The 19,945-nt window shown below is 66.0% G+C and carries 20 protein-coding genes; 14 read left to right on the top strand and 6 right to left on the bottom strand.

Annotated features, from left to right (window positions below):
- Nucleotides 1–78 precede the first annotated feature (78 nt).
- The 5 genes from EA346_RS05440 (at nucleotide 79) to msrA (ending at nucleotide 4,348) form a co-directional block, all read left to right on the top strand.
- Nucleotides 79–420, top strand: coding sequence for a tetratricopeptide repeat protein (locus EA346_RS05440; protein ID WP_296756432.1), 342 nt, complete (start codon nucleotides 79–81; stop codon nucleotides 418–420).
- Nucleotides 417–1,391, top strand: coding sequence for a lipid A biosynthesis acyltransferase (locus EA346_RS05435; protein WP_296756430.1), 975 nt, complete (start codon nucleotides 417–419; stop codon nucleotides 1,389–1,391). The genes EA346_RS05440 and EA346_RS05435 overlap by 4 nt, the downstream gene beginning before the upstream one ends.
- 69 nt (nucleotides 1,392–1,460) lie before the next feature.
- Entirely contained in the window at nucleotides 1,461–2,474 is a 1,014-nt protein-coding gene (locus EA346_RS05430; protein WP_296756428.1) for a CHAD domain-containing protein, read from the top strand.
- 64 nt (nucleotides 2,475–2,538) lie between these two features.
- Entirely contained in the window at nucleotides 2,539–3,693 is a 1,155-nt protein-coding gene (locus EA346_RS05425; RefSeq protein WP_296756426.1) for a PQQ-dependent sugar dehydrogenase, read from the top strand.
- 10 nt (nucleotides 3,694–3,703) lie between these two features.
- Nucleotides 3,704–4,348, top strand: coding sequence for a peptide-methionine (S)-S-oxide reductase MsrA (gene msrA / locus EA346_RS05420; RefSeq protein WP_296756424.1), 645 nt, complete (start codon nucleotides 3,704–3,706; stop codon nucleotides 4,346–4,348).
- Here the strand turns inward: msrA and EA346_RS05415 are convergent, their stop codons facing one another.
- Entirely contained in the window at nucleotides 4,349–5,194 is an 846-nt protein-coding gene (locus EA346_RS05415) for a gamma-glutamyl-gamma-aminobutyrate hydrolase family protein (RefSeq protein WP_296756422.1), read from the bottom strand.
- On the bottom strand, nucleotides 5,181–6,173 hold the full coding sequence (locus EA346_RS05410) for an amidoligase family protein (protein ID WP_296756420.1): 993 nt from the start codon (nucleotides 6,171–6,173) through the stop codon (nucleotides 5,181–5,183). Before EA346_RS05410 ends, EA346_RS05415 begins: the two co-directional genes overlap by 14 nt.
- Nucleotides 6,174–6,441: 268 nt before the next feature.
- Here EA346_RS05410 and folB point away from each other — a divergent pair, with 268 nt between their 5' ends.
- The 6 genes from folB (at nucleotide 6,442) to fetB (ending at nucleotide 11,294) form a co-directional block, all read left to right on the top strand.
- Nucleotides 6,442–6,795 (top strand): dihydroneopterin aldolase, encoded by a 354-nt coding sequence (gene folB, locus EA346_RS05405; protein WP_296756418.1) that lies wholly within the window; start codon nucleotides 6,442–6,444, stop codon nucleotides 6,793–6,795.
- Entirely contained in the window at nucleotides 6,792–7,295 is a 504-nt protein-coding gene (folK, locus tag EA346_RS05400) for a 2-amino-4-hydroxy-6-hydroxymethyldihydropteridine diphosphokinase (RefSeq protein WP_296756416.1), read from the top strand. Before folB ends, folK begins: the two co-directional genes overlap by 4 nt.
- Nucleotides 7,296–7,611: 316 nt before the next feature.
- Complete coding sequence (locus EA346_RS05395) at nucleotides 7,612–7,950, top strand: P-II family nitrogen regulator (protein ID WP_296756490.1); 339 nt, start codon at nucleotides 7,612–7,614, stop codon at nucleotides 7,948–7,950.
- 42 nt (nucleotides 7,951–7,992) lie between these two features.
- Entirely contained in the window at nucleotides 7,993–9,240 is a 1,248-nt protein-coding gene (locus EA346_RS05390) for an ammonium transporter (RefSeq protein ID WP_296756414.1), read from the top strand.
- 331 nt (nucleotides 9,241–9,571) lie between these two features.
- Nucleotides 9,572–10,180, top strand: a complete 609-nt coding sequence (locus EA346_RS05385) for an ATP-binding cassette domain-containing protein (protein ID WP_296756488.1) — start codon at nucleotides 9,572–9,574, stop codon at nucleotides 10,178–10,180.
- Nucleotides 10,181–10,490: 310 nt separating this feature from the next.
- Entirely contained in the window at nucleotides 10,491–11,294 is an 804-nt protein-coding gene (fetB, locus tag EA346_RS05380) for an iron export ABC transporter permease subunit FetB (RefSeq protein WP_296756411.1), read from the top strand.
- A gap of 263 nt (nucleotides 11,295–11,557) precedes the next feature.
- Here fetB and argA read toward each other — a convergent pair whose 3' ends face one another.
- From argA to EA346_RS05365, 3 genes are all read right to left on the bottom strand, one after another.
- Entirely contained in the window at nucleotides 11,558–12,880 is a 1,323-nt protein-coding gene (gene argA, locus EA346_RS05375) for an amino-acid N-acetyltransferase (protein WP_296756408.1), read from the bottom strand.
- Between the two features lie 248 nt (nucleotides 12,881–13,128).
- Nucleotides 13,129–14,454, bottom strand: a complete 1,326-nt coding sequence (locus EA346_RS05370) for an ATP-binding protein (RefSeq protein ID WP_296756406.1) — start codon at nucleotides 14,452–14,454, stop codon at nucleotides 13,129–13,131.
- Between the two features lie 17 nt (nucleotides 14,455–14,471).
- On the bottom strand, nucleotides 14,472–15,197 hold the full coding sequence (locus tag EA346_RS05365) for a response regulator (RefSeq protein WP_296756404.1): 726 nt from the start codon (nucleotides 15,195–15,197) through the stop codon (nucleotides 14,472–14,474).
- A 523-nt stretch (nucleotides 15,198–15,720) separates the two neighbouring features.
- On the opposite strand from EA346_RS05365, the gene EA346_RS05360 reads away from it, so the two are divergent.
- Both EA346_RS05360 and EA346_RS05355 read left to right on the top strand, forming a co-directional pair.
- Nucleotides 15,721–16,938 (top strand): GNAT family N-acetyltransferase/peptidase C39 family protein, encoded by a 1,218-nt coding sequence (locus tag EA346_RS05360; protein WP_296756402.1) that lies wholly within the window; start codon nucleotides 15,721–15,723, stop codon nucleotides 16,936–16,938.
- Nucleotides 16,931–18,445, top strand: coding sequence for a RimK family protein (locus EA346_RS05355; RefSeq protein ID WP_296756401.1), 1,515 nt, complete (start codon nucleotides 16,931–16,933; stop codon nucleotides 18,443–18,445). The genes EA346_RS05360 and EA346_RS05355 overlap by 8 nt, the downstream gene beginning before the upstream one ends.
- Before the next feature lie 61 nt (nucleotides 18,446–18,506).
- Here the strand turns inward: EA346_RS05355 and EA346_RS05350 are convergent, their stop codons facing one another.
- Nucleotides 18,507–18,863, bottom strand: coding sequence for a TusE/DsrC/DsvC family sulfur relay protein (locus EA346_RS05350; protein ID WP_296756399.1), 357 nt, complete (start codon nucleotides 18,861–18,863; stop codon nucleotides 18,507–18,509).
- A 128-nt stretch (nucleotides 18,864–18,991) separates the two neighbouring features.
- Between EA346_RS05350 and EA346_RS05345 the strand changes: the two genes are divergently transcribed.
- Complete coding sequence (locus EA346_RS05345; RefSeq protein WP_296756397.1) at nucleotides 18,992–19,939, top strand: LysR substrate-binding domain-containing protein; 948 nt, start codon at nucleotides 18,992–18,994, stop codon at nucleotides 19,937–19,939.
- The last annotated feature ends 6 nt before the right edge of the window (nucleotides 19,940–19,945 follow it).

Raw genomic sequence — 19,945 nt, 5'->3', positions numbered from 1 at the left:
GCGGGATGCCCGAACGGCTTCAAGAGCACCCTTCCAGCTGTGCTAACCTCCGCGCTGGGACAAACCGGAGTTACCTGAATGGCGGACATGATTGCGCGGTTCGAGGCTATGCTCGAAGCTGGCCAGGACTCGCCAATGCTGCGCCTTTCTCTGGGCAATGCCCTGGTCGCCGCCGGCAGGAGCGAGGAGGCCGTCGCGCACCTGGAGCAGGCGGTGACGCAGGACCCGGCCTATTCGGCCGCGTGGAAGCTGCTGTCCAGGCAATTGCTGGCCATCGGAGAACCCGCGCGCGCACTGCAGGCCTGTGAGCGGGGGATTGCCGTGGCCCGCGAAAAGGGCGATCTGCAGGCGGCCAGGGAGATGGAGGTCTTCGCCCGTAGGGCCCGGAAGCAGATGGAACCGCCCTCCAGTCAGCCATGAACCGTCCTGACGTGGCCGTTGCGGCAGCGGATGATGCCTACCGGGCGCCGCTGACTCGCGAGCACTTCGCCCCCCGTTTTTGGGGCACCTGGCTGGGGCTGGGTCTGGTCTGGCTGCTGCACGCCCTGCCGCGGCCGGTGCTGCGCGGCCCTGCGGCCCTGCTGGCGGTGCTGATGCGCGTCGGCGCGGCCAAGCGCCGGCGCATCGTACAGGCCAACCTGTCCTGGTGTTTCCCGGAATTGAGCGAGGCGCAGCGGCAGCACCTGCTGCGTGAGCATTACCGGTATGCCGCCCGCAGCCTGTTGGACTACGGAATGCTTTGGTTCGGCTCACCCGAGACGCATGCCGCACGCATCCGGATGGTTGGTGAGGAGCACTTCCAGCGCCTGCACGCACGCGGGATCCCGGTCATCGTGCTGGCACCGCATTCGGTGGCTCTGGATCATGGCGGCCTGCGCATGAGCCAGTCGTACGACGGGGTGTCGTTCGCGAAGCCGATGCGCAACCCGGTGGTGGAGTGGATCAACCACCGTTCCCGGACCCGCTACTCCGGCGACATCTTCACCCGTGCGCAGGGCCTGCGCCCCGCGATTCGCCAGATCCGCAAGGGACGCTTCTTCTATTACCTGCCGGACGAGGACCTCGGTGCCGAGGGTGCGGTCTTCGCCGACTTCTTCGGTAAGCCGAAGGCGACCTTGACGGCGCTGGGACGACTGGCCCGCCTGACGGGTGCGGCCGTCCTGCCCAGCTTTGCCTTTTACGACGACACGGTGGACCAGTACGTGCTGAAGCTCTGGCCTCCGCTGGAGGGTTTTCCCACTGGCGAGGCGCACGCGGATGCGGTTGCCATGAACGAGGCGATCGAGGCGTCGATCCGTGAGACACCGGCCCAGTACCTCTGGACCATGCGCATGTTCCGGACCCGCCCGGGTGGAGGGCCGCACCCATACCCGGCAAAGTCCGCGCACTGATGGGCCAAATCCAGCGACCACGGGTGGGCGAGGTGGAAACTGTAACAATGCCCGTATTACCGTAACGGGATGGTAGCCAAGGTCCTGACGATCAAGCCGTCCGATCTGCACCGGCCGGTGGGGCAGGTGGCGCGTCGATTGATGCGCAAGCGCCTCGCCGTGGCCGAATCCCTGTTGGCTTCCCTGCAGGATCCCGAGGCGGTGCACCAGTTCCGGGTCGCCATGCGGCGCGCCCGCAGCATCGAGGCGGCGTATCGGCCGTATCTCGCTGACGTCGTCACCCCGAAGCTGCGGCGGCGCCTGAAGGCCGTGGTCGCGGCGACCGGCGCAGCCCGGGATACGGAGGTGCAGCTGGCGCGGCTGGCGCAGCGTCGAGCGGATCCCAAGCCGCATCACCAGCCCGGCTTCGATTGGCTGCAGGAACGCCTGGAACGGCGCCTGGAGTCGGAATACGAGGAACTGCGTGCCTCGCTGGCGGAGCGGTTCCGACTGGTGCACAAGCCCCTGCGCGCACGGCTCAAGACCCGGGGCGAAGGAACGGAACCCGTTTTTGCCGAGGTCACCGCCGGCCTGCTGCTGGATGCCAGCGGTGAATTCTCGCTGCGCTGCGCGCAGATCCTCGTCGACAGTTCCGAGCAGCCGCTGCACATGGCGCGCATCAGCGGCAAGCGCCTGCGTTACCTGCTCGAACCGTTGACGCTCGCGTTCCCGCAGGCGGCGGAGCAGGTCGTTGCGCTCAAGGTGCTGCAGGAACTGCTCGGCGAGATCCATGACCTGCAGGTGTTTGGCAAAGAACTGGCCGAGGCCTCGGAGGAGGCGGGCGCGGCGCGCCTGCGCAAGCTGATCGAGTTGTCCCTGACCCTGCCGTTCGACGCCCCGGAACTCGAACTGGCGCGGCAGCAGGACGAGCGCGCTGGCCTGATGTCACTGGCGCGGGATCTGCAGACGCGCCAGATCGACCTCGTCGAACACCTGCGGGCCCGCCTGCGCGCCGGTGCGGCCGAGGCGTTGGTGGCCGCGGTTCGCGCCATCGCGCGCGACTGTGGCCGCGCGGGCATGCCGGATGCACCAGTAAGCCCCTGACGCGGAACCCTGCGGCCTTCCTGACGGACAAAAGCTGCATTGGCTCGAAAATCCTGGGGGAAACATGCTGCTGCCATTGCTCCGTCCCGCCCAGCTGTCGCTGCGCGCTGCCCTGCTTCTGTTCCTGGTGACGGTCGGCGCCTGTGCCGGGGAGACCAGCGGGCCATCCGCCGCCTCGGAAGACTACCGGGTCGTCTCGATGACCAGTGAACTGACGCATCCCTGGGCCATCGCCTTCCTGCCGGATGACAGCATGCTGATCAGCGAGCGCCCGGGCCGGCTGCGCATCTTCCGGGACGGGGCATTGCAGCCGGACCCCGTGCCCGGCCTGCCCGCGATCACAGCGATCGGGCAGGGCGGGCTGCTGGACCTGGCCCTGCATCCGGACTTCGAGCAGAACCGCTGGCTGTATTTCACCTATGCGGCATCGATGGACAACGGCGTGACTACCCGGCTGGCGCGGGCCCGCTTCGTGGACGATCGCCTCCACGACGTCGAGGTCCTGTTCACGGCCGAGCCCGCGAGCCGGGGTGGCCGTCATTTCGGCAGCCGCATCGTGTTCGACCGGGATGGCTACGTGTTCGTGTCCGTCGGCGACCGCGGCGACATGCCGCGCGCCCAGCGCCTCGATGACCATGCCGGAACGATCGTGCGCCTGCACGACGACGGGCGGGTCCCCGAAGACAACCCCTTCGTCGGACGCGGCGACGTGCTCCCGGAGATTTTCGCCTACGGGGTGCGCAATCCGCAGGGCATGGCCCTGCATCCACAGACCGGCGTACTCTGGGAACACGAGCACGGCCCGCGCGGTGGCGACGAGATCAATATCATCGAGGCCGGCCTGAACTATGGCTGGCCCGTGATCAGCCACGGCATCGACTATTCCGGCGCGCCGATCGGCGACGGCATCCGCGAAAAGGAAGGCATGGAGCAGCCGCTGCATCACTGGACCCCCTCGATTGCGCCCTCCGGCATGGCCTTCTATCGGGGCGACGCGTTCCCGGACTGGGAAGGCGACCTTCTGGTCGGGGCATTGGCGCACCGTCACCTGGCCCGTCTAAGCTTCGATGCCGGCAACGAGGTCGTGTCCGAGGTCCGCATGCTCGAGGCCTGGGGCAGCCGGATCCGCGACGTGCGCGTGCGCGACGGCCTGATCTACGTGCTGACCGATCACGATCCCGGGGAGCTGCTGCGGATCGAACCGGCCGGGAAACCCTGAGGAAACATCGATGCTGTTCGCCGCCATGCACAAGACCCGTATGCCCGACCCCTCCGAAGCCCTGCCCGGGCGTGATGCCGCGATGCCGGTCCCGGCGCGCCATGCGGTCCTGGACGCGCCTCTGGCGCCGCCGTATCCGGAGGGGATGCAGACGATCCACTTCGGCATGGGTTGTTTCTGGGGCGCTGAGCGGCTGTTCTGGACGAAGCCGGGCGTGTACACCACCGCAGTGGGCTACGGAGCGGGGTACACCCCGAATCCCACGTACAGGGAAGTGTGTTCCGGGCTGACCGGCCACAATGAAATCGTGCGGGTCGTCTTCGACCCGGAAAGCGTTTCGGTCGAGACCCTGCTCCAGGTTTTCTGGGAGGGGCACGACCCGACCCAGGGCATGCGCCAGGGCAACGATACCGGAACCCAGTACCGGTCCGGGATCTATGTCTCGGTCCCCGAGCATCTTCCGGTCGCGGAGGCGAGTCGCGAGCGCTTCGCGACGGCCCTGCGCAGTGCCGGGCGCGGCCCGGTCACCACCGAGATCGAACTGCTCGAGGCATTTTTCTTCGCCGAGGAGTATCACCAGCAGTACCTGGCGAAGAACCCCGGGGGTTATTGCGGCCTGGGCGGGTTGGACGTCCCTTATCCTGCGGAGGCCTGATCAGGCCCGCTCTTCCTCCATGCCCTCGGCTGCCGCCCGGACCAGGGCCCGAAAGAGGCGTTGCTGGGTCTCTTTCTGCGGCAGGTACTCGGGATGCCACTGCACCCCGACGCTCCAGCCCTGCACGGCCTCGATGGCCTGAACGACGCCGGTGGCCTCGCAGGCAGCTACCCGCAGCCCTGTTCCCAGCTTGTTCACCGACTGGTCGTGCAGTGCGTTCACCCACAGGTCTTCGCGATCGAAGACGCTTGCCAGCCGGGTCCCCGGTTTCAGGGTCACGTGCTTCACTGGCAGCAGGCTGCGGGCTTGAGGAGTCTCCACGTAGAAGCCATCCAGATTCCGGTTCAGGGTGCCGCCGAGCACGACGTTGATCAGCTGCATGCCGCGGCAGATGCCCAGCACCGGCTTGTGCTCGTCCAGTGCCCGGTTGATCAGGGCCTTCTCCAGGCGGTCCCGTTCCTTGTCCAGCGTGCCGCCGTGGGACTGGAACATGCGCCGCAGCAGCCAGAGGATGGGGTAGAAGGCATAACCGAAGATCCGCTGGGACCAGCGGCGCTCCGCCGCCTGGATGTCGCTCACGCCGGGACCCTCGAAATCCCCGTACAGGGAGGGGTCCACGTCGGCGCCGCCACCGACGATCAGGGCATCGAATCGGCAGTGGTGACAGGGGTGGGACGGACGGATGTGGACGGCGCGGCCACCCGCGCGACGCACGGCCAGGGCCGTGAAGAACCACGCCAGCCATCCGCCGCGGTCCGGACCGGTGATGACGACCAGCGGGCGCCGGGGCTTCACGCCCCCCCGATCCACCGCATCGGTGGCGTCGTGCCGTTCAGAACCAGTCACGGATGCGCTTCGCCCATTCGTCGGCGAATTGCCCCAGGGCCTGGGCCGGCCGCTGCAGGTATTCCGAGCCCGCTGCCGCCAGGCGCTCCGGGTCCGCGGCCAGGTGTTCCACCTGGGCCCAGCCATTGAACGGCCGCGCGAGGGTCCAGTCGGGGTCGTCGATCTCGCAGTTCGGCAGGCGGTAGTGCAGGGCCGGGCGGGGCTTGATCAGGTCGCGTTCCACCGCTGCCGCCATCACGCGGCCCCGGTCGATCCAGGCAAACAGGGGCAGCATGTCCAGAGGCCGATTGCGCGTTGGGTTGTGTTCGAGATAGTCATCGATCAGTTCCTGGATGTCGGGGCGGTAGCCGGGCTGCAGCACATGGCGCACGTAGCTGCCGGGAAAAGGCTTGATGTACGGTGAGAGTTGCCGCGAAAAATCGATGTTGCCGGCCTTGACCAGGGCGTCGTAGAGCAATACGAAGGCCTTGAGGATGGACGTCAGCCAGTCGGCTTCGAGGCTGTGGGCCTCGATGTTCAATTGCAGGCCGAAGGCATACAGCAGCGAGGACTCGGTTCCGCGTGCGCCCTTCTTCTGCAATGCGGCCCGTACCCGGTCGATGCGCGGCAGGACCTCCAGTGAAACCGGCGGGGCGACGATTTCGTGCGGAACGAGCCGGCCGGCAGCGTCGGCGAGCCAGCGGTCCAGCGTCGCACTGTCCTCGGCGTCCAGTTCGATCCCGAGCCGTTTCAGGTGCTCCCGGTAGCGCCTGTCCTTGAGTACCCGGGCATCCAGTTCGACCTCGAAATCGCCGAATTCGGTGTCGCGGACGTGGGTGACAAAGGGTCCCTCCGACGAGATCTGGCCCCCGAACTCGTCCCGCACGGCCTCGGCCATTACATCCAGCGCGACCCCGGCCATCTCGATCTCGACGCCGACCCGGCGTCGGCTGCCGTCAGGCGTTTGCTGCCAGGGAAGGTCTCTGAATCGAGTGGTCATCGCCAGATATGCTCCTGGGGTCGCCCATCCGTTCTTGCCCCTCTGTGTGCAGGTCGGGATCATAGCGTACCGTTCGCGGACCCATCGACCAGAGGTCTTTACGCGCGGGCGGCGGGTGGGCTCGTACCAGTACTCGTGGATCATCGAAGGCAGACGCGAGCTGCGCGTGGGCGGCAGGTGGTTGATCGAACGGCGGTGGCCGTCTCTGTCGGTTATTCTTGCGCATTCGCGCATCGTTTACACGTCCCGGCGGGAGGGGCTGCCTTTCATGGATCAGATCTATCTACGCGACCTGGAGGTCGAGGCCGTTATCGGCGTCTACGCCTGGGAGCAACGCATCCGGCGCCGCCTGCGCTTCGATGTGGAGATGGGAGCAGATACGCTCGTGGCTGCCCGTTCCGGCGACATCGCGGATACAGTCGACTACGAGGCCGTGGCGGACTGCATCCGCGCCATCGCCGCCCGGGAACCCCACGTGTTGCTCGAGAGCCTTGCCGAGGAGATCGCGCAGACGCTGCTCGACCGCTTCGGCAGTCGCTCGATCCGGCTGACGGTGGGCAAGCCGGGCGCGGTCCCCGGCGCCCGCGAGGTGGGCATCCGGATCGAGCGCGGTCGCTCTTGAACATCGACCAGCGGTCCCCGCGGCGGGCCTTCGTCGGCCTGGGCAGCAACGTCGATCCGGCGCGGAATCTGCGCTCGGCCCTGGTGGCGCTGGAGCGGACTTTTGGGGATCTGCGGCGCTCCCCCGTCTGCGTCAGTCCGGCCGAGGGTTATGACGGGCCGGACTACTGGAACCTCTGCGTCGGATTCGACACCGCGCTGCCCGCGGAGGCTCTGGTGCCTGTGCTGAAGGATCTGGAGCGCAGTCTGGGCCGGCAGCCGAATGAGCCGCGCCACGCCCCGAAGACGCTCGATGCCGACCTGCTCCTATTGGGCGACGAGACCTCCGTGGAACCGCCCCTGCCGCACCCCGAGATCCTGAGCCGGGCCTATGTGCTGGGCCCGCTGGCGATGCTGGCTCCGGGGCATCGGCTTCCGGGAGGCACACACCCGTTCAGCGATCTCTGGCGGAATTTTGCAGGGGCGGATGAGCTGACGGTTCTCGACCCGGACCCCCTCTAGATACGCCGAGATACTCCGCATTAGCCTTCTCCCGCAGGCGGCGAGGCCTCTCGCCGATCTGGCGCCGGGAAACCCATCGGCCCGGGGTTGGCCTCCACCATCCGCATTCGATCCGCACTGCACCATCGAGGTGCACTGCGGTCCCGCATTCCGTGCCGTGTTGGTGCAAATGCCTCGCAGGGACCCTCCTTCTGATCGAAAAAGCCCCGGCAGCGCCTTTCAGGCCTGTTGGCACGGGCCATGCAAGAGCCCGTCTGTCTGAATGACACAAATCGTCCCCCGTGGACACACCGGCTCTATCGAAAAGGAGTGAATGATGAAAATGATCACGGCGATCATCAAGCCGTTCAAGCTTGATGATGTTCGCGAAGCAATCTCGGAAATCGGCGTGCAGGGCATGACGATGACGGAAGTTAAGGGTTTTGGTCGCCAGCGGGGTCACACGGAGCTCTACCGTGGCGCCGAATACGTGGTCGACTTCCTGCCCAAGGTGAAGCTCGAGGTCGCCGTCGATGGCGACATGGTCGACCAGGTGGTGGAAGCGATCTCCAAGTCGGCGAGCACCGGCAAGATCGGTGACGGGAAGATCTTCATTTCGCCCATCGAGCAGGTGGTCCGCATCCGTACCGGCGAGACCGGTGCAGAGGCGCTTTGAAGCGCGGCAACTGAACTCACTTAACACTGGAGAAATCCGATTATGGAACAGCAAGTAACTGAACTTGCCTACGCGCTGGACACCTTTTATTTCCTGGTGTCGGGCGCGCTGGTCATGTGGATGGCCGCAGGTTTCACAATGCTCGAGGCGGGCATGGTCCGCACCAAGAGCGTCGCCGAGATCCTCACCAAGAACATCGCCCTGTATTCCATCGCCAGCATCATGTACATGATTGTCGGCTACAACATCATGTACGGCGAGGGTCTTTCCTCGATCATCCCGAGCATCGGTGCCTTCATCACCGGCGACAACACCGTCGAAGAGGTGATGGCGAGCAATGGCGACATCTACTACTCGGATCGTTCCGACTTCTTCTTCCAGGTGGTGTTCGTCGCCACCGCGATGTCGATCATCTCGGGTGCGGTCGCGGAACGCATGAAGCTGTGGGCCTTCCTCGCCTTCGCGGTGATCATGACCGGCTTCATCTACCCGATCCAGGGCTTCTGGACCTGGGGCGGCGGTTTCCTCGACGAACTGGGCTACCTAGACTTCGCTGGCTCGGGTATCGTCCACTTTACCGGTGCCGTCGCGGCCCTGGCTGGTGTGATTCTCCTCGGCGCTCGCAAGGGCAAGTACGGTCCGAACGGTGAGATCAACGCCATTCCGGGTTCCGCAATGCCGCTGGCCACCCTGGGTGTGCTGATCCTGTGGCTGGGCTGGTTCGGCTTCAACGGCGGTTCCGAGCTCAAGGTCTCCGACATCGAGTCGGCGAACAACGTCGCGGCGGTCTTCGCCAACACCAACCTGGCTGCCGCCGGTGGTGTGATGGGTGCACTGATCACCACGCGGCTGCTCTTCGGCAAGGCTGACCTGACCATGGCCCTGAACGGCGCCATCGCCGGTCTGGTAGCCATCACCGCCGAGCCACTGATGCCTTCGCCGCTGCTGGCGGCCATCATCGGCGCGATCGGCGGCGTGATCGTGGTCTTCTCGATCGTCGGCCTGGACAAGCTGCGGATCGACGATCCGGTCGGTGCGATCTCCGCCCACGGCACGGTGGGTATCTTCGGCGTGATGGCGGTGTTGCTGTCGAATCCGGATGCGACGGTCTTCGGCCAGGTGGCCGGTCTGGCGGTGATCTTCGCCTTCGTCTTCATCGCCAGCCTGATCGTGTGGGGCATCCTGAAGCTGGTGATGGGCATCCGCCTCTCGGAAGAGGACGAGTACATCGGCGCAGACATTTCCGAGTGCGGCCTGGAATCCTATCCGGAGTTCAGCAAGAAGTCCTGATAGCACGAACCGGGGTGCCCGGCCAGCGAGGCCGGGTATTCCAAAGGAGTCTCCTCCAGCACCGAATATAGAGTCTCCCAGGCTTGAAATCGGTGGTTCGCGGGCGCAACAGCGCCCGCTTTTTTTTGTGCGCCCAGCATGGGCGCACTCCTGCGACGCATGCCAAGAACGACGGTGCCTTGCTGCCGTGCCGAATCGCCTCGCCCGGTGGCGATGCTCGAATTGATTCCTCCAGATTTTCCTGCGCCTTGTCCGCAGGGGTGCCCACCCCGACTGGGGTAGAATCGCCCCTTGGCCAAGGCTGCGATCGACGAGGGGGGCCGCGGTGCTCATGGACTGCCTGCTCGAAATCGAGGGCCTGGAGACAGCGCATCTGGGCCCCGTGGATCTGTGCGTGCAGCCGGGTGAACTGGTGCAGATCACCGGTGCATCGGGCTCCGGCAAGTCGCTGCTGCTGAGGGCGATTGCGGATCTGGATCCGAATCGGGGCCGGGTTCGTCTCGAGGATCAGGACCGTGATGACCTGATTCCGACCGACTGGCGCCGGAAGGTGGCCTACGTGCCTGCCGAAACGGCCTGGTGGGCGCCGCAGGTCGCCGAGCATTTCCCGGCGGGCTGGATCCACGGGGAGGTCCAAAGCTGGCTGTACAGTTTCTCGTTGCCCGAAGAGTCACTGGAGTGGGAGGTCGAGCGGCTTTCCAGCGGAGAGCGGCAGCGCCTGGGCCTGCTGCGCGCCTTCCTGAATCATCCACGGGTCCTGCTGCTGGACGAACCGACCGCGAACCTCGACCTCGAAAACACGCGGCGGATCGAGCGCGCGGTGCGCGGGTATCTGGCCGAGCAGGCTGCGGGGGCGCTCTGGGTCAGCCACGACACGCTGCAGCGTAGCCGCCTGGGCGGTCGTATTCTCGAGATCCGCGCGGGGAGGCTGGATTCGTGACGGATGGCCGAATGCCTGCCTGGACCCCGCCCTCCAGGGGTCTGCAGCGACCGCTCCCGCACGGGCGCTCGCGGGCGCCGGGCGCACGCCCCCGGAGCCATCCGCAACCTGATGGTCACGCAAGCTCCACAGGCCGTTCTGTCGTGCAAAACGCACCCTCCGCATCAGCCTTCTTTCGTAGGAGGCGAGCCCTCTCGCCGATCTGGCGCCGGGAGGCCCATCGGCCAGGGGCTGGCCTCCTGCAGCCGCGCCCCTTCAGACAACACGAACCCGACCACCGGCAGCGCCTTCGTGATCATCAGGATCCGCGATGACCGTGATCAGCCTCAGTGCGCTCGATCTTGCCCTGGCGGCGCTGCTGGTGCTCGCGCTGGCAGCCTTGACGCTGTGGGCGCGATTGGGTGTCGGCCGCAGCCTGTTGATCGCGTCCGCCCGCACGGTATTGCAGCTGCTCCTGGTCGGCCTGGTGCTGCAGGCGCTGTTCGATCACGCCCGACTGGGTTGGGTGGCGTTGATGGCGCTGGTGATGCTGGCCGTCGCCGGGTACGAGGTGATGGCGCGGCAGGAACGGCGCTTCGCCGGGTTCTGGGGCTATGGCATCGGCGCGGCGACGATGTTCGTGTCTGCCTTCGCGGTGACCGTGCTTGCGCTGACGACGATGGTCGGTCCGACGCCGTGGTGGGAGCCGCAGTATGCGATCCCTCTGCTGGGTATGCTGCTCGGGAACACGATGACCGGCATTGCACTGGGGCTGGACCGGTTGACGCAGACGGTGTGGCGGGAACGGCGCGTGATCGAGGGCCGTCTGGCGCTCGGAGAGTCCTGGGTGAACGCCACCGCGACCATGCGTCGCGAGGCCTCGCGTAGCGGCCTGATGCCGACGATCAATGCGATGGCGGCCGCCGGGGTGGTGAGTCTGCCAGGCATGATGACCGGCCAGATCCTCGCCGGCGTGCCACCGGTGGAGGCGGTGAAATACCAGATCCTGATCATGTTCCTGATCGCTGCCGGCACCGGTTTCGGTGCCCTGGGTGCCGTCTGGTTCGCCTGCCGGCGCCTGTTCGACCACCGTTCGCGCCTGCGCCTCGACCGTCTGCGCGCTGGCCGGCGCTGACTTTCATGGCCCTGCGCCACCCCGGACGATGGAGCGCCGCAAAACGGCACGTCGGGTTACGCTTCGCTAACCCGACCTACGGGACTGGCGATGGAGCGCCGCAAACGGTAGGTCGGGTTAGCCCGAAGGGCGTAACCCGACGGGTCTCGCGTCCACGCATGGCTGCGCGGCAGCGTCGTCCCCGGCACGTCGGGTTACGCTTCGCTAACCCGACCTACGGGACTGGCGATGGAGCGCCGCAAACGGTAGTCTCGCTGCTTGCGTCAGGCCAGGTTCTTGACGAAGACCCTGGAGTTGCGGGCCTGGTTGTACAGGGCCTGTCGTGCGGGAGGGAGGTCCGTGACACTGCCCTGCTCGTAATCCCGCTCCTGGAACCAGTGCGCGGTGCGGGTCGTCAGCACGAAGACGCGGCGGTGCCCCCGCCTCAGCGCCAGCGCCTCCATGTGTTCCAGGATCTGGTCCCCGCGTCCACCGCCCCGATAATCGGGATGCAGGGCCAGGCAGGCGATCTCGGCGGTCCCGGCCTCGGGGAACGCATAGAGTGCTGCCGTGCCGATGATCAGCCCATCGGCGTCCAGCACCTGGAAGCAGTCGATTTCCAGCTCCAGGTGTTCGCGTGAGCGACGGACCAGGATACCCTCGCTCTCGAGTGGCTGGACCAGGTCGAAGATGCCGCCGACGTCGTCCATGGTCGCGGCGCGCAGCCGTTCCACGGGCTCGCGGCTCACCAGCGTCCCGATGCCCCGACGTGAGAACAGTTCGATCAGCAGCCCGCCGTCGATGTGCCGGTCCACGAGGTGCACGCGCAGATCGCGGATCGAGCAGACCTCGACCGCGCTGCGCAGGTGGCTGGCCAGTTCCTCCGGAAGCCGCCGGTCGCCGGCGAGAAGTCGCTCGGCGGCGGGAACGGTGAGTTGTGCCAGGGTGTCGTGGTGCTGGTCGCGCAGGGGCCCAGCCTCCGTCAGGAAGACGAGCTTGTCCGCCTTCAGCGCGAGCGCGACCTGCGTGGCCACGTCTTCGCCGGAAAGGTTGAAGACCTCGCCGGTCGGGGAGTACCCGAGCGGCGAGAGCAGCACGATCTGCCCGTCGTCGAGCAGACGCTCGATCGCCAGGGTGTCCACCCTTCGTACCTCGCCGGTGAACTGGAAGTCCACCCCGCCGCGCACCCCAAGCGGTCGTGCGGTGACGAAATTGCCGCTGGCCACGCGCAGTCGGGTGCCGACCGCGCTGGGGCTCCCCAGGTTGCGCGATAGCAGCCCCTCGATGTGCAGGCGCAGGCGCCCCGCCGCGTCACAGACCGCTTCCAGCGCCTGCGCGTCGGTGACACGCAATCCCTGCGCATAGCGCGGTGCAAGTCCGCGTTCGCGCAGGCGGGCCTCGATCTGCGGGCGCGCCCCGTGCACCAGCACCACGCGGGGGCCCAATGCCCGCAATTGCGCGATGTCGCGCAGCAGTGCCGGAAACTCCGGCGCCTGCGCGGCCTCCCCGGCGATGGCGATAACCATCGTCCGGTCCCGATGCGCTGCCACGTAGGGCACCGCGGCGCGAAACCAGTCGAGCCCGGTCTGTTGCTGGTCGTTGTCCATGTCTCGTCGATCCGCCGTTCCGCCGGCCCCTGGGAATGTCGCGCGCCCACCCATTCTGCCCGAATCGAGCGCCGGGGCAACACATGACCGCGAACATCCGGCGTAGGCTTGCCGGCAGGAGAAAGCGAAGGAGCCGGTCATCGATTGCAAGGAGGCAGCCAACGAAGACGTCGAGAGCCGCAAGCGCCGCGAGGGGATGTGCCGCGAGAGGTCCGCGCCATGCAGCGCCGCGATCAATATGCAGGGCGTTATGCCCTCGACTTCCGGCCTTGGTCGGCCGGCAGCAGAACGCGGGCCTCGGTGCCCCCGCCCTCGCGCGCGTGCAAAGTCACCGACCAGCCGTTGGCATTGGCCAATTGCCGGGTGATGGCAAGCCCGAGACCGCTGCCACCCGTCTGTGCGCTGCGGGAGCTGTCCAGCCGATGGAACGGCCGAAATACGGCCTCGAGCTGTTCTGCCGGAATGCCGGGGCCGCGGTCCATCACGTGGATGACCACCGTCGGGGCGCACTCCAGCAACACGTCCACGGGCTTGCCTTCGCCGTAGCGGACGGCATTTTCCACGAGGTTGGACAGTACGCGCTGCAGGGCGAGGGGGTTGATCTGCCGTAGGCAGATCCTGGCCACCCTGCTCAAGCGGATGTCGGCGTCGGTGCGACCTGCGTCCGCAGCGACCTGTTCGACCAGCGCCACGAGGTCCACCGTCTTCTCTTCACGCATCTCCAGGTCACGACTGAGCGCCAGCGTCTGTCCGATGATGCGGTCCATGACCTCGAGATCCTTGCAGAGACCGTCGATCAGCTTTGGATCCTGGACCTCGCGGAGCATCTCGAGCGACAGGCGCATGCGGGTCAGCGGCGTCCGCAGATCGTGCGAGATACCGGCCAGCAGCGTGGTCCGGTTCGCGAGCAGGTCGCGCACCTCCTGCGCCATGTGGTTGAAGTTCCGGGCCAGTGTCCTGACCTCATGGGCCCCCTTCTCGGGCAATGGCTCTGGCAGCTGCCCATGCGTTACGTCTGCGACCGCGGCAGACAGCAGGCGTATCCGCCGCGTGGTACGTCCGGCCATGAACACGGAGGTCACCAGGACCAGCAACACGGTAATGATGCCGACGGCCAGAACGCCCTCGACATGCCGTGTCTCGACACGGTCGAGCGGGAACCCGATGCGCAGGCTCTGGCCGCCGAAGGACAAATCCGCCCAAAACCATTGCTCGCCTTCACGCATCTGCGGCTGCAGGGGGAGATCGAAGCCGGCCCGGCGTGAAAGGGATTGCTCGACGAACTCCAGGTAGGGCAGCGGCAGCTTGTCCCCTGGCGGTATCGCTTCGGTGCGTTCCGTGATGTGCAGGCCGTGGTTGCGATACAGGCGATCATTGAAGTCGCCGCGTGCCTGCGGCGGGATCTCGGTCCAGCTGCGTGCCGAGAGCAGCATCAGCGCCGCGAGATCGTCGCCCGCGCTCCTGGCCAGGGGAATGATGGTGAAGTGGGCGACCGATGCCAGGATCAGGATCGCAAAGGTGAGAAAGGCGATCAGCAGGGTACCCGTGGTGCGCAGGAAGATCGAACTTGGCATGAGGGTTCTCGGGGCGTTCATGTCGTGACCTCGCTGCCGTCCGGGGCGAATAGGTAGCCGCGCCCCCACACGGTCCGGATGTAGCGCGGGTTGCCGGCATCGTCCTCGATCTTGCGCCGCAGACGGGCCACCCGCACATCGATGCTGCGATCGAAGGGCTGATGTTCATAGCCCTTGATCAGGTCGAGAAGGGTGTTGCGATCGAGAACGCGCTGAGGGTGTTCGACCAGGACCCGGAGCAGGGTGAATTCGCCCGTGGTCAGAGGTACCTCCTCGCCGGCGCGGAGCAGGCGCTGGGACGCCAATTGCATCTCGTACGGCCCAAAGCGGTGGACATCCCCAAGGGTCTCGTCCTCGTCGACCATGGACGAGCCCCGCCTCAGCACGGCCCGGACGCGCGCAAGGAGCTCCCGCGGGTTGAACGGCTTGGCGATGTAGTCGTCGGCGCCCACCTCCAGGCCGACGATCCGGTCGATGTCCTCGCCACGCGCCGAGACGATGATCACCGGCAGCGCATTCCGTGTGACCAGCCTGCGCAACAGCGAGAGCCCGTCTTCGCCCGGCAGCATGAGGTCGAGAATCAGCAGGTCGAACGCCGCCTTCGAGAGTGCGGCATCCATCGCCACGCCGTCCCGGACGGCGGTGACTTCATAGCCCTGTTCTTCGAGATAGCGCTGCAGCAGATCGCGCAGTCCCGGATCGTCGTCGACCACAAGAATTCGGGCGGGGCTGGTCGTTTCCATGGGTCCTTCCTGGGTAGCGCAAGAAACAAGGCGGTGAAACACACTGTTACATATTAAGCATATCAGGACATTCTAATGAAATGGTTGGCCCGTATGGTGGAAGCTGTACATGGTGACTGCGTCAGGAAGCGGACTGTTCGCCAACCGCGGCGCTCGGGCCGACCCAGCGGGATACCGTGAACATCATTCGATACGAAGCCAAATTACAGGAGAACTCATTATGCATTTCGACAATTTTACCTTGCTGGGCATCATGGCGGCCCTTGCGATCGGTGGTATGACCGTCCGTCTGATGGTGCCGGAGCGCAATGACGGCAACCGGACGCAATGACGGCACCCGAAAACGCGCAGCTCGGGGCGGCATGACCGACGAACGAAGCCGGTTCGTTCGCTCGTGACCGCTGCGCCCGGGGTGCAACCGGTGGCAATGTCCTGCCAGCGAAGCCTGCGGTGGGCGGGCTTTGGACCTCTTTGGATGGGATAGAATGGGGACCATGATGGTCGCCAGTCCGTGCGAGGAGCCATGACGACGGGAAAGGCCCGGATTCCGGAGCATTCTGCAGGGATACCGAAGGTCCCGGTTGCTCGCGATGATGGCCTGGCTCCGGGGAGCGTGACCATCCGCGAGGCGGGGGTCCAGGACGTGGATGCGCTGGTCGCACTGGAGCAGGCAGCCTTCCAGGGCGACCGGATCTCGCGTCGCCAGTTCCGCTACCTGCTGACCCGGGGCCATGCCCGGACACTGGTGGCTCCCGATCCCCTGGGTCGGGGGCTGCTGGGTTACGTGATGCTGCTGTTCAGCCGCGGAACCTCGCTGGCCCGCCTGTACTCGGTCGCCGTGGGCGACGCGGTCAGAGGCATGGGACTCGGGCGGGAACTGGTGCACGCCGCCGAGGAGGTGGCGAGCCGGAACGGCTGCGCCGACCTGCGCCTGGAGGTGCGTCGTGACAACCCCGTAAGCCTGGCCCTCTTTCGTGGCATGGGCTTCCGTGAATTCGGCACCATCGAGGACTATTACGAAGATCACATGGGTGCGCTGCGACTGCAGAAGTCGCTGGCCCCGGGACCCGATCCGGCCCTGGTTCGGGCGCCTTATTACGCGCAGACCCTGGACTTCACCTGCGGTCCCGCCGCGTTGATGATGGCCATGCGGGCGCTCGACCCGGCGCTGAAGCTCGACCGGCGGCTGGAATTGCGCCTGTGGCGCGAAGCGACAACGATCTTCATGACCTCTGGCCACGGCGGCTGCGGCCCGTACGGCCTGGCGCTGGCTGCCGCGCACCGCGGTCACGCAGTGGAACTGCTGGTTCGGGACAGCGGCGTGGCCTTCTTCGATTCGGTGCGCAGCGAGGAGAAAAAACGGGTGATGCGACTGGTCCAGGAAGACATGGTGGAGGAACTGGAGCAGCTCCGCGTGCCCATCATCCAGGGGCCGGTGAACGTTGCCGGGCTCGAGGCGCGGTTCCATGCCGGTCGGGTGCCGGTGGTGCTGATCAGCAGCGTTCGGATCTACGCGGAACGCTTCCCGCACTGGGTCACCGTGACGGGCTTCGACGATCGCTTCATCTATGTGCACGACCCCCTGGTCGACGTCGATGAAGGCGAGCGCGCGCTGGACTCGGTGAACATGCCCATCCTGCGCCGTGATTTCGAGCGCATGGCACGTTACGGTCGTGCCGGTCTTCAGGCGGCCGTGATCGTCGGGCCGCGGGACGCCGCCGGAGTTGCAACGCATGTCTGAACACCTGCTGCTGGTCGAACGCAAGGCCGACTGGAAGGAGCATTTCCCGGATCTGCCGGTGGCTGCGATCGACGACTACCTGAAGGAGCCTGCCGAGGCCTATCCGCCCAATCTCCGCGTGATCAATCTCTGTCGCAGCCAGCGTTATCTCTCCGAGGGTTATTACGGCTCGCTGCTCGCGGAGGCGCGCGGACACCGGGTCGTTCCCAGCGTCCGCACCCTGCAGGATCTGTCGCGCAAGGCCATCTACAGCCTGGATACGGAAGGCATCGACCGCAAGGTCGCCAGGGTGCTCGGCCGCAGCCGTGTCGGCCTGCAGCCCATCGTGCTGGAACTGACGGTGTTCTTCGGCCAGTGCGCACCCAGGGAGATGCAGGAGATTGCCGGACAGCTGTTCAGCCTGTTCCCGGCGCCGATGTTCAAGGTCGAGTTTCGCCTGCAGGGCCAGTGGCAGATTCACGCGCTGAAGCCGTTTGCACTGAACTCCCTGACGTCGGCCCAGGAGGGCGAGTTCTTCAGCGCGCTGGATGGTTACCTGAAAAAGCCCTGGCGCCGGCCGCCGCGGGGGGCCAGGAGTCATCGTTACGATCTGGCCATTCTGCACAATCCGGAGGAACAGCTCGCGCCGTCGAGTCCGGCAGCGCTGACCCGTTTCGTGCGGGCCGGACGCGCGCTCGGGGTCGATGTCGAACTCATCCAGGCGCGCGACTTCGGGCGTCTGGCCGAGTTCGACGCCCTGTTCATCCGGGAGACGACGCGGATCGACCATTACACCTACCGCTTCGCGCGCAAGGCCGAGGCCGAGCGCATGGTGGTGATCGACGATCCGAACTCCATTCTCCGTTGCACCAACAAGGTCTACCTGGCCGAGCGCCTGGCGGCGCAGAAGCTGCCGACGCCAAAGACGGTGATCCTGAACCGTGACACGATCCTGCGCGCCGAGGAGCTGATCGGCTACCCGGTGGTTCTGAAAATCCCGGACGGGAGTTTCTCGCGCGGGGTGTTCAAGGCGAGTACGCGTTCCGAGCTGGAGTCGATCGCGAAGAAGCTGCTGAAGGAGAGCGACCTGATCCTGGCGCAGGAATTCGTGTACACCGAGTTCGATTGGCGCATCGGCGTGCTGAACAAGAAGCCGCTTTATGCCTCGCAATATCTGATGTCGCGCAAGCATTGGCAGATCGTGAACCACGAGGCCAAGGGCGGGCCGCGCCATGGGGGCTTCCATACCGTGGACATCGGCGCAGCCCCGGCCGCTGTGGTGCGTACCGCAGTGAAGGCCGCCAACCTGATCGGAGACGGGCTCTACGGCGTCGACCTGAAGCTGACCGAACGCGGCGTGATGGTCATCGAGGTCAATGACAACCCCAACCTGGATGCCGGCGTCGAGGACAAGATCCTGGGCGAGGCCCTGTACAGGACCGTGATGGAGGACTTCATCCGGCGCCTGGATACCGCCCGCCGCAGTCAGGCCGCGGCCATCCGCGCACCGTCCCCGGATCCAGCCTAGTGGGCCATGCGGAAAGTTCGGTATCAGATCGCGGCGCCTGACACGCCGGCGACGATATTCGCTACATGTATGCCTTGGCTTCCTCGCCGGGGTTCGGCAGCCCCGCGATGCGCCAGACCGGAAGGCAGCCGCCGAAGAGGTCATGAACCTCGTCCCGCGACAGGCCCGTCGCCCGGCAGACCCGGCGTAGGCTGGGCAACCCGCCGAGGGCGAGGAACCGCTCGCGGACATGGCGTATGAGCCGCCAATGCGGTTCGTCCAGGTGCGCGATGCCTTCCCGCTGGGCGATGCGTTGCGCCAGCGCCTCGTTCCATTGTCCGAAATCCATGAGAAACCCGTCCTCGTCAAAGAGCAGGACCGGTTCCGTGAACAGGTTGGGGATCGGATTCGGGTTGCTGTGCAGCCGGGTATCGAGCATGGGGCACCTCCTGATCTGGATGTTGGGCCTTTCCGTATCGTTTCGATCGCGGAGCCTCAACTGCAGTATTGACGCCTCTTGGTATCAAGTAAAATAATGGATGTCTCGTTATCATCAGGAAAAATGATATGGAGCTCCGGCAACTTCGATCGCTGATCGCTCTCGCGGAGAACGGATTCAGCGTCAGCCGTGCCGCGGAACGGCTGCACCTGGTGCAACCGGCGGTTTCCCAGCACCTTCGGTTGCTGGAGGACGAACTCGGCGCGCCGCTTTTCGTGCGTACCGGGAAGCGCCTGACCGGACTCACCGACGCCGGCGGCAAGGTGCTGGCGCATGCGCGCAGCACCCTCGCGGAAGTGGCCAACATCGTTGCGATCGGGCGCGACCATGTGGAGGAGGGCCGCGGCGTGCTCCGCATCGGCAGCACGCACACCCAGGCGCGCTATGTGCTGCCCCCGGTACTGAGGCGCTTCAGCCAGGCGTATCCGGAGGTGGAGGTGCAGATTCTCCAGAGTACACCCGGGCAGTTGGTCGAGATGACGCTGACCGACCAGGTGGATCTGGCGATCTGTACCGAGGCCATCGGTGAACACCCGGCATTGACCACGCTGCCTTCGTATCGCTGGAATCGCTGCCTGATCGCGCCGCTCGGGCATCCGGTGCTGGCGCGGCGGCCGATCTCCCTGGGCGTGCTCTGCGAGTATCCGATGATCACCTATCTCTACGGATTCACCGGACGCGGCAGCCTCAGCAGTTCCTTCGCCAAGGTGGGGTTGCGCCCCAAGGTAGTTCTCAGCGCGGCGGATACCGATGTGATCAAGACGTACGTGCGCGAGGGTATGGGCATCGGCGTGATCGCGGACCTGGCCTTTCAGCCCGAGCAGGACGCCGACCTGGGGATGCGTGATCTCAGTCACCTGTTCCCCTGGGAGGTCACCAAGGTCGCTCATGTCCGGGAAAAGTATGTGCGTCGATTTCAGCAGCGTTTCATGGACCTGTTCCAGGAGGAGGCCAACCGGCTCGGGCGCAGGGTCCGGGTCCATAATGCCTCCGGGCCGGTTCCGGCTCCGGAATAAGCGGCG

The sequence above is a fragment of the Thioalkalivibrio sp. genome (assembly GCF_007692535.1).
Lineage (GTDB): Bacteria > Pseudomonadota > Gammaproteobacteria > Ectothiorhodospirales > Ectothiorhodospiraceae > Thioalkalivibrio.
The sequence above is the reverse complement of the archived record's forward strand: the minus strand, read 5'-3'. Positions and strand labels throughout refer to the sequence as shown.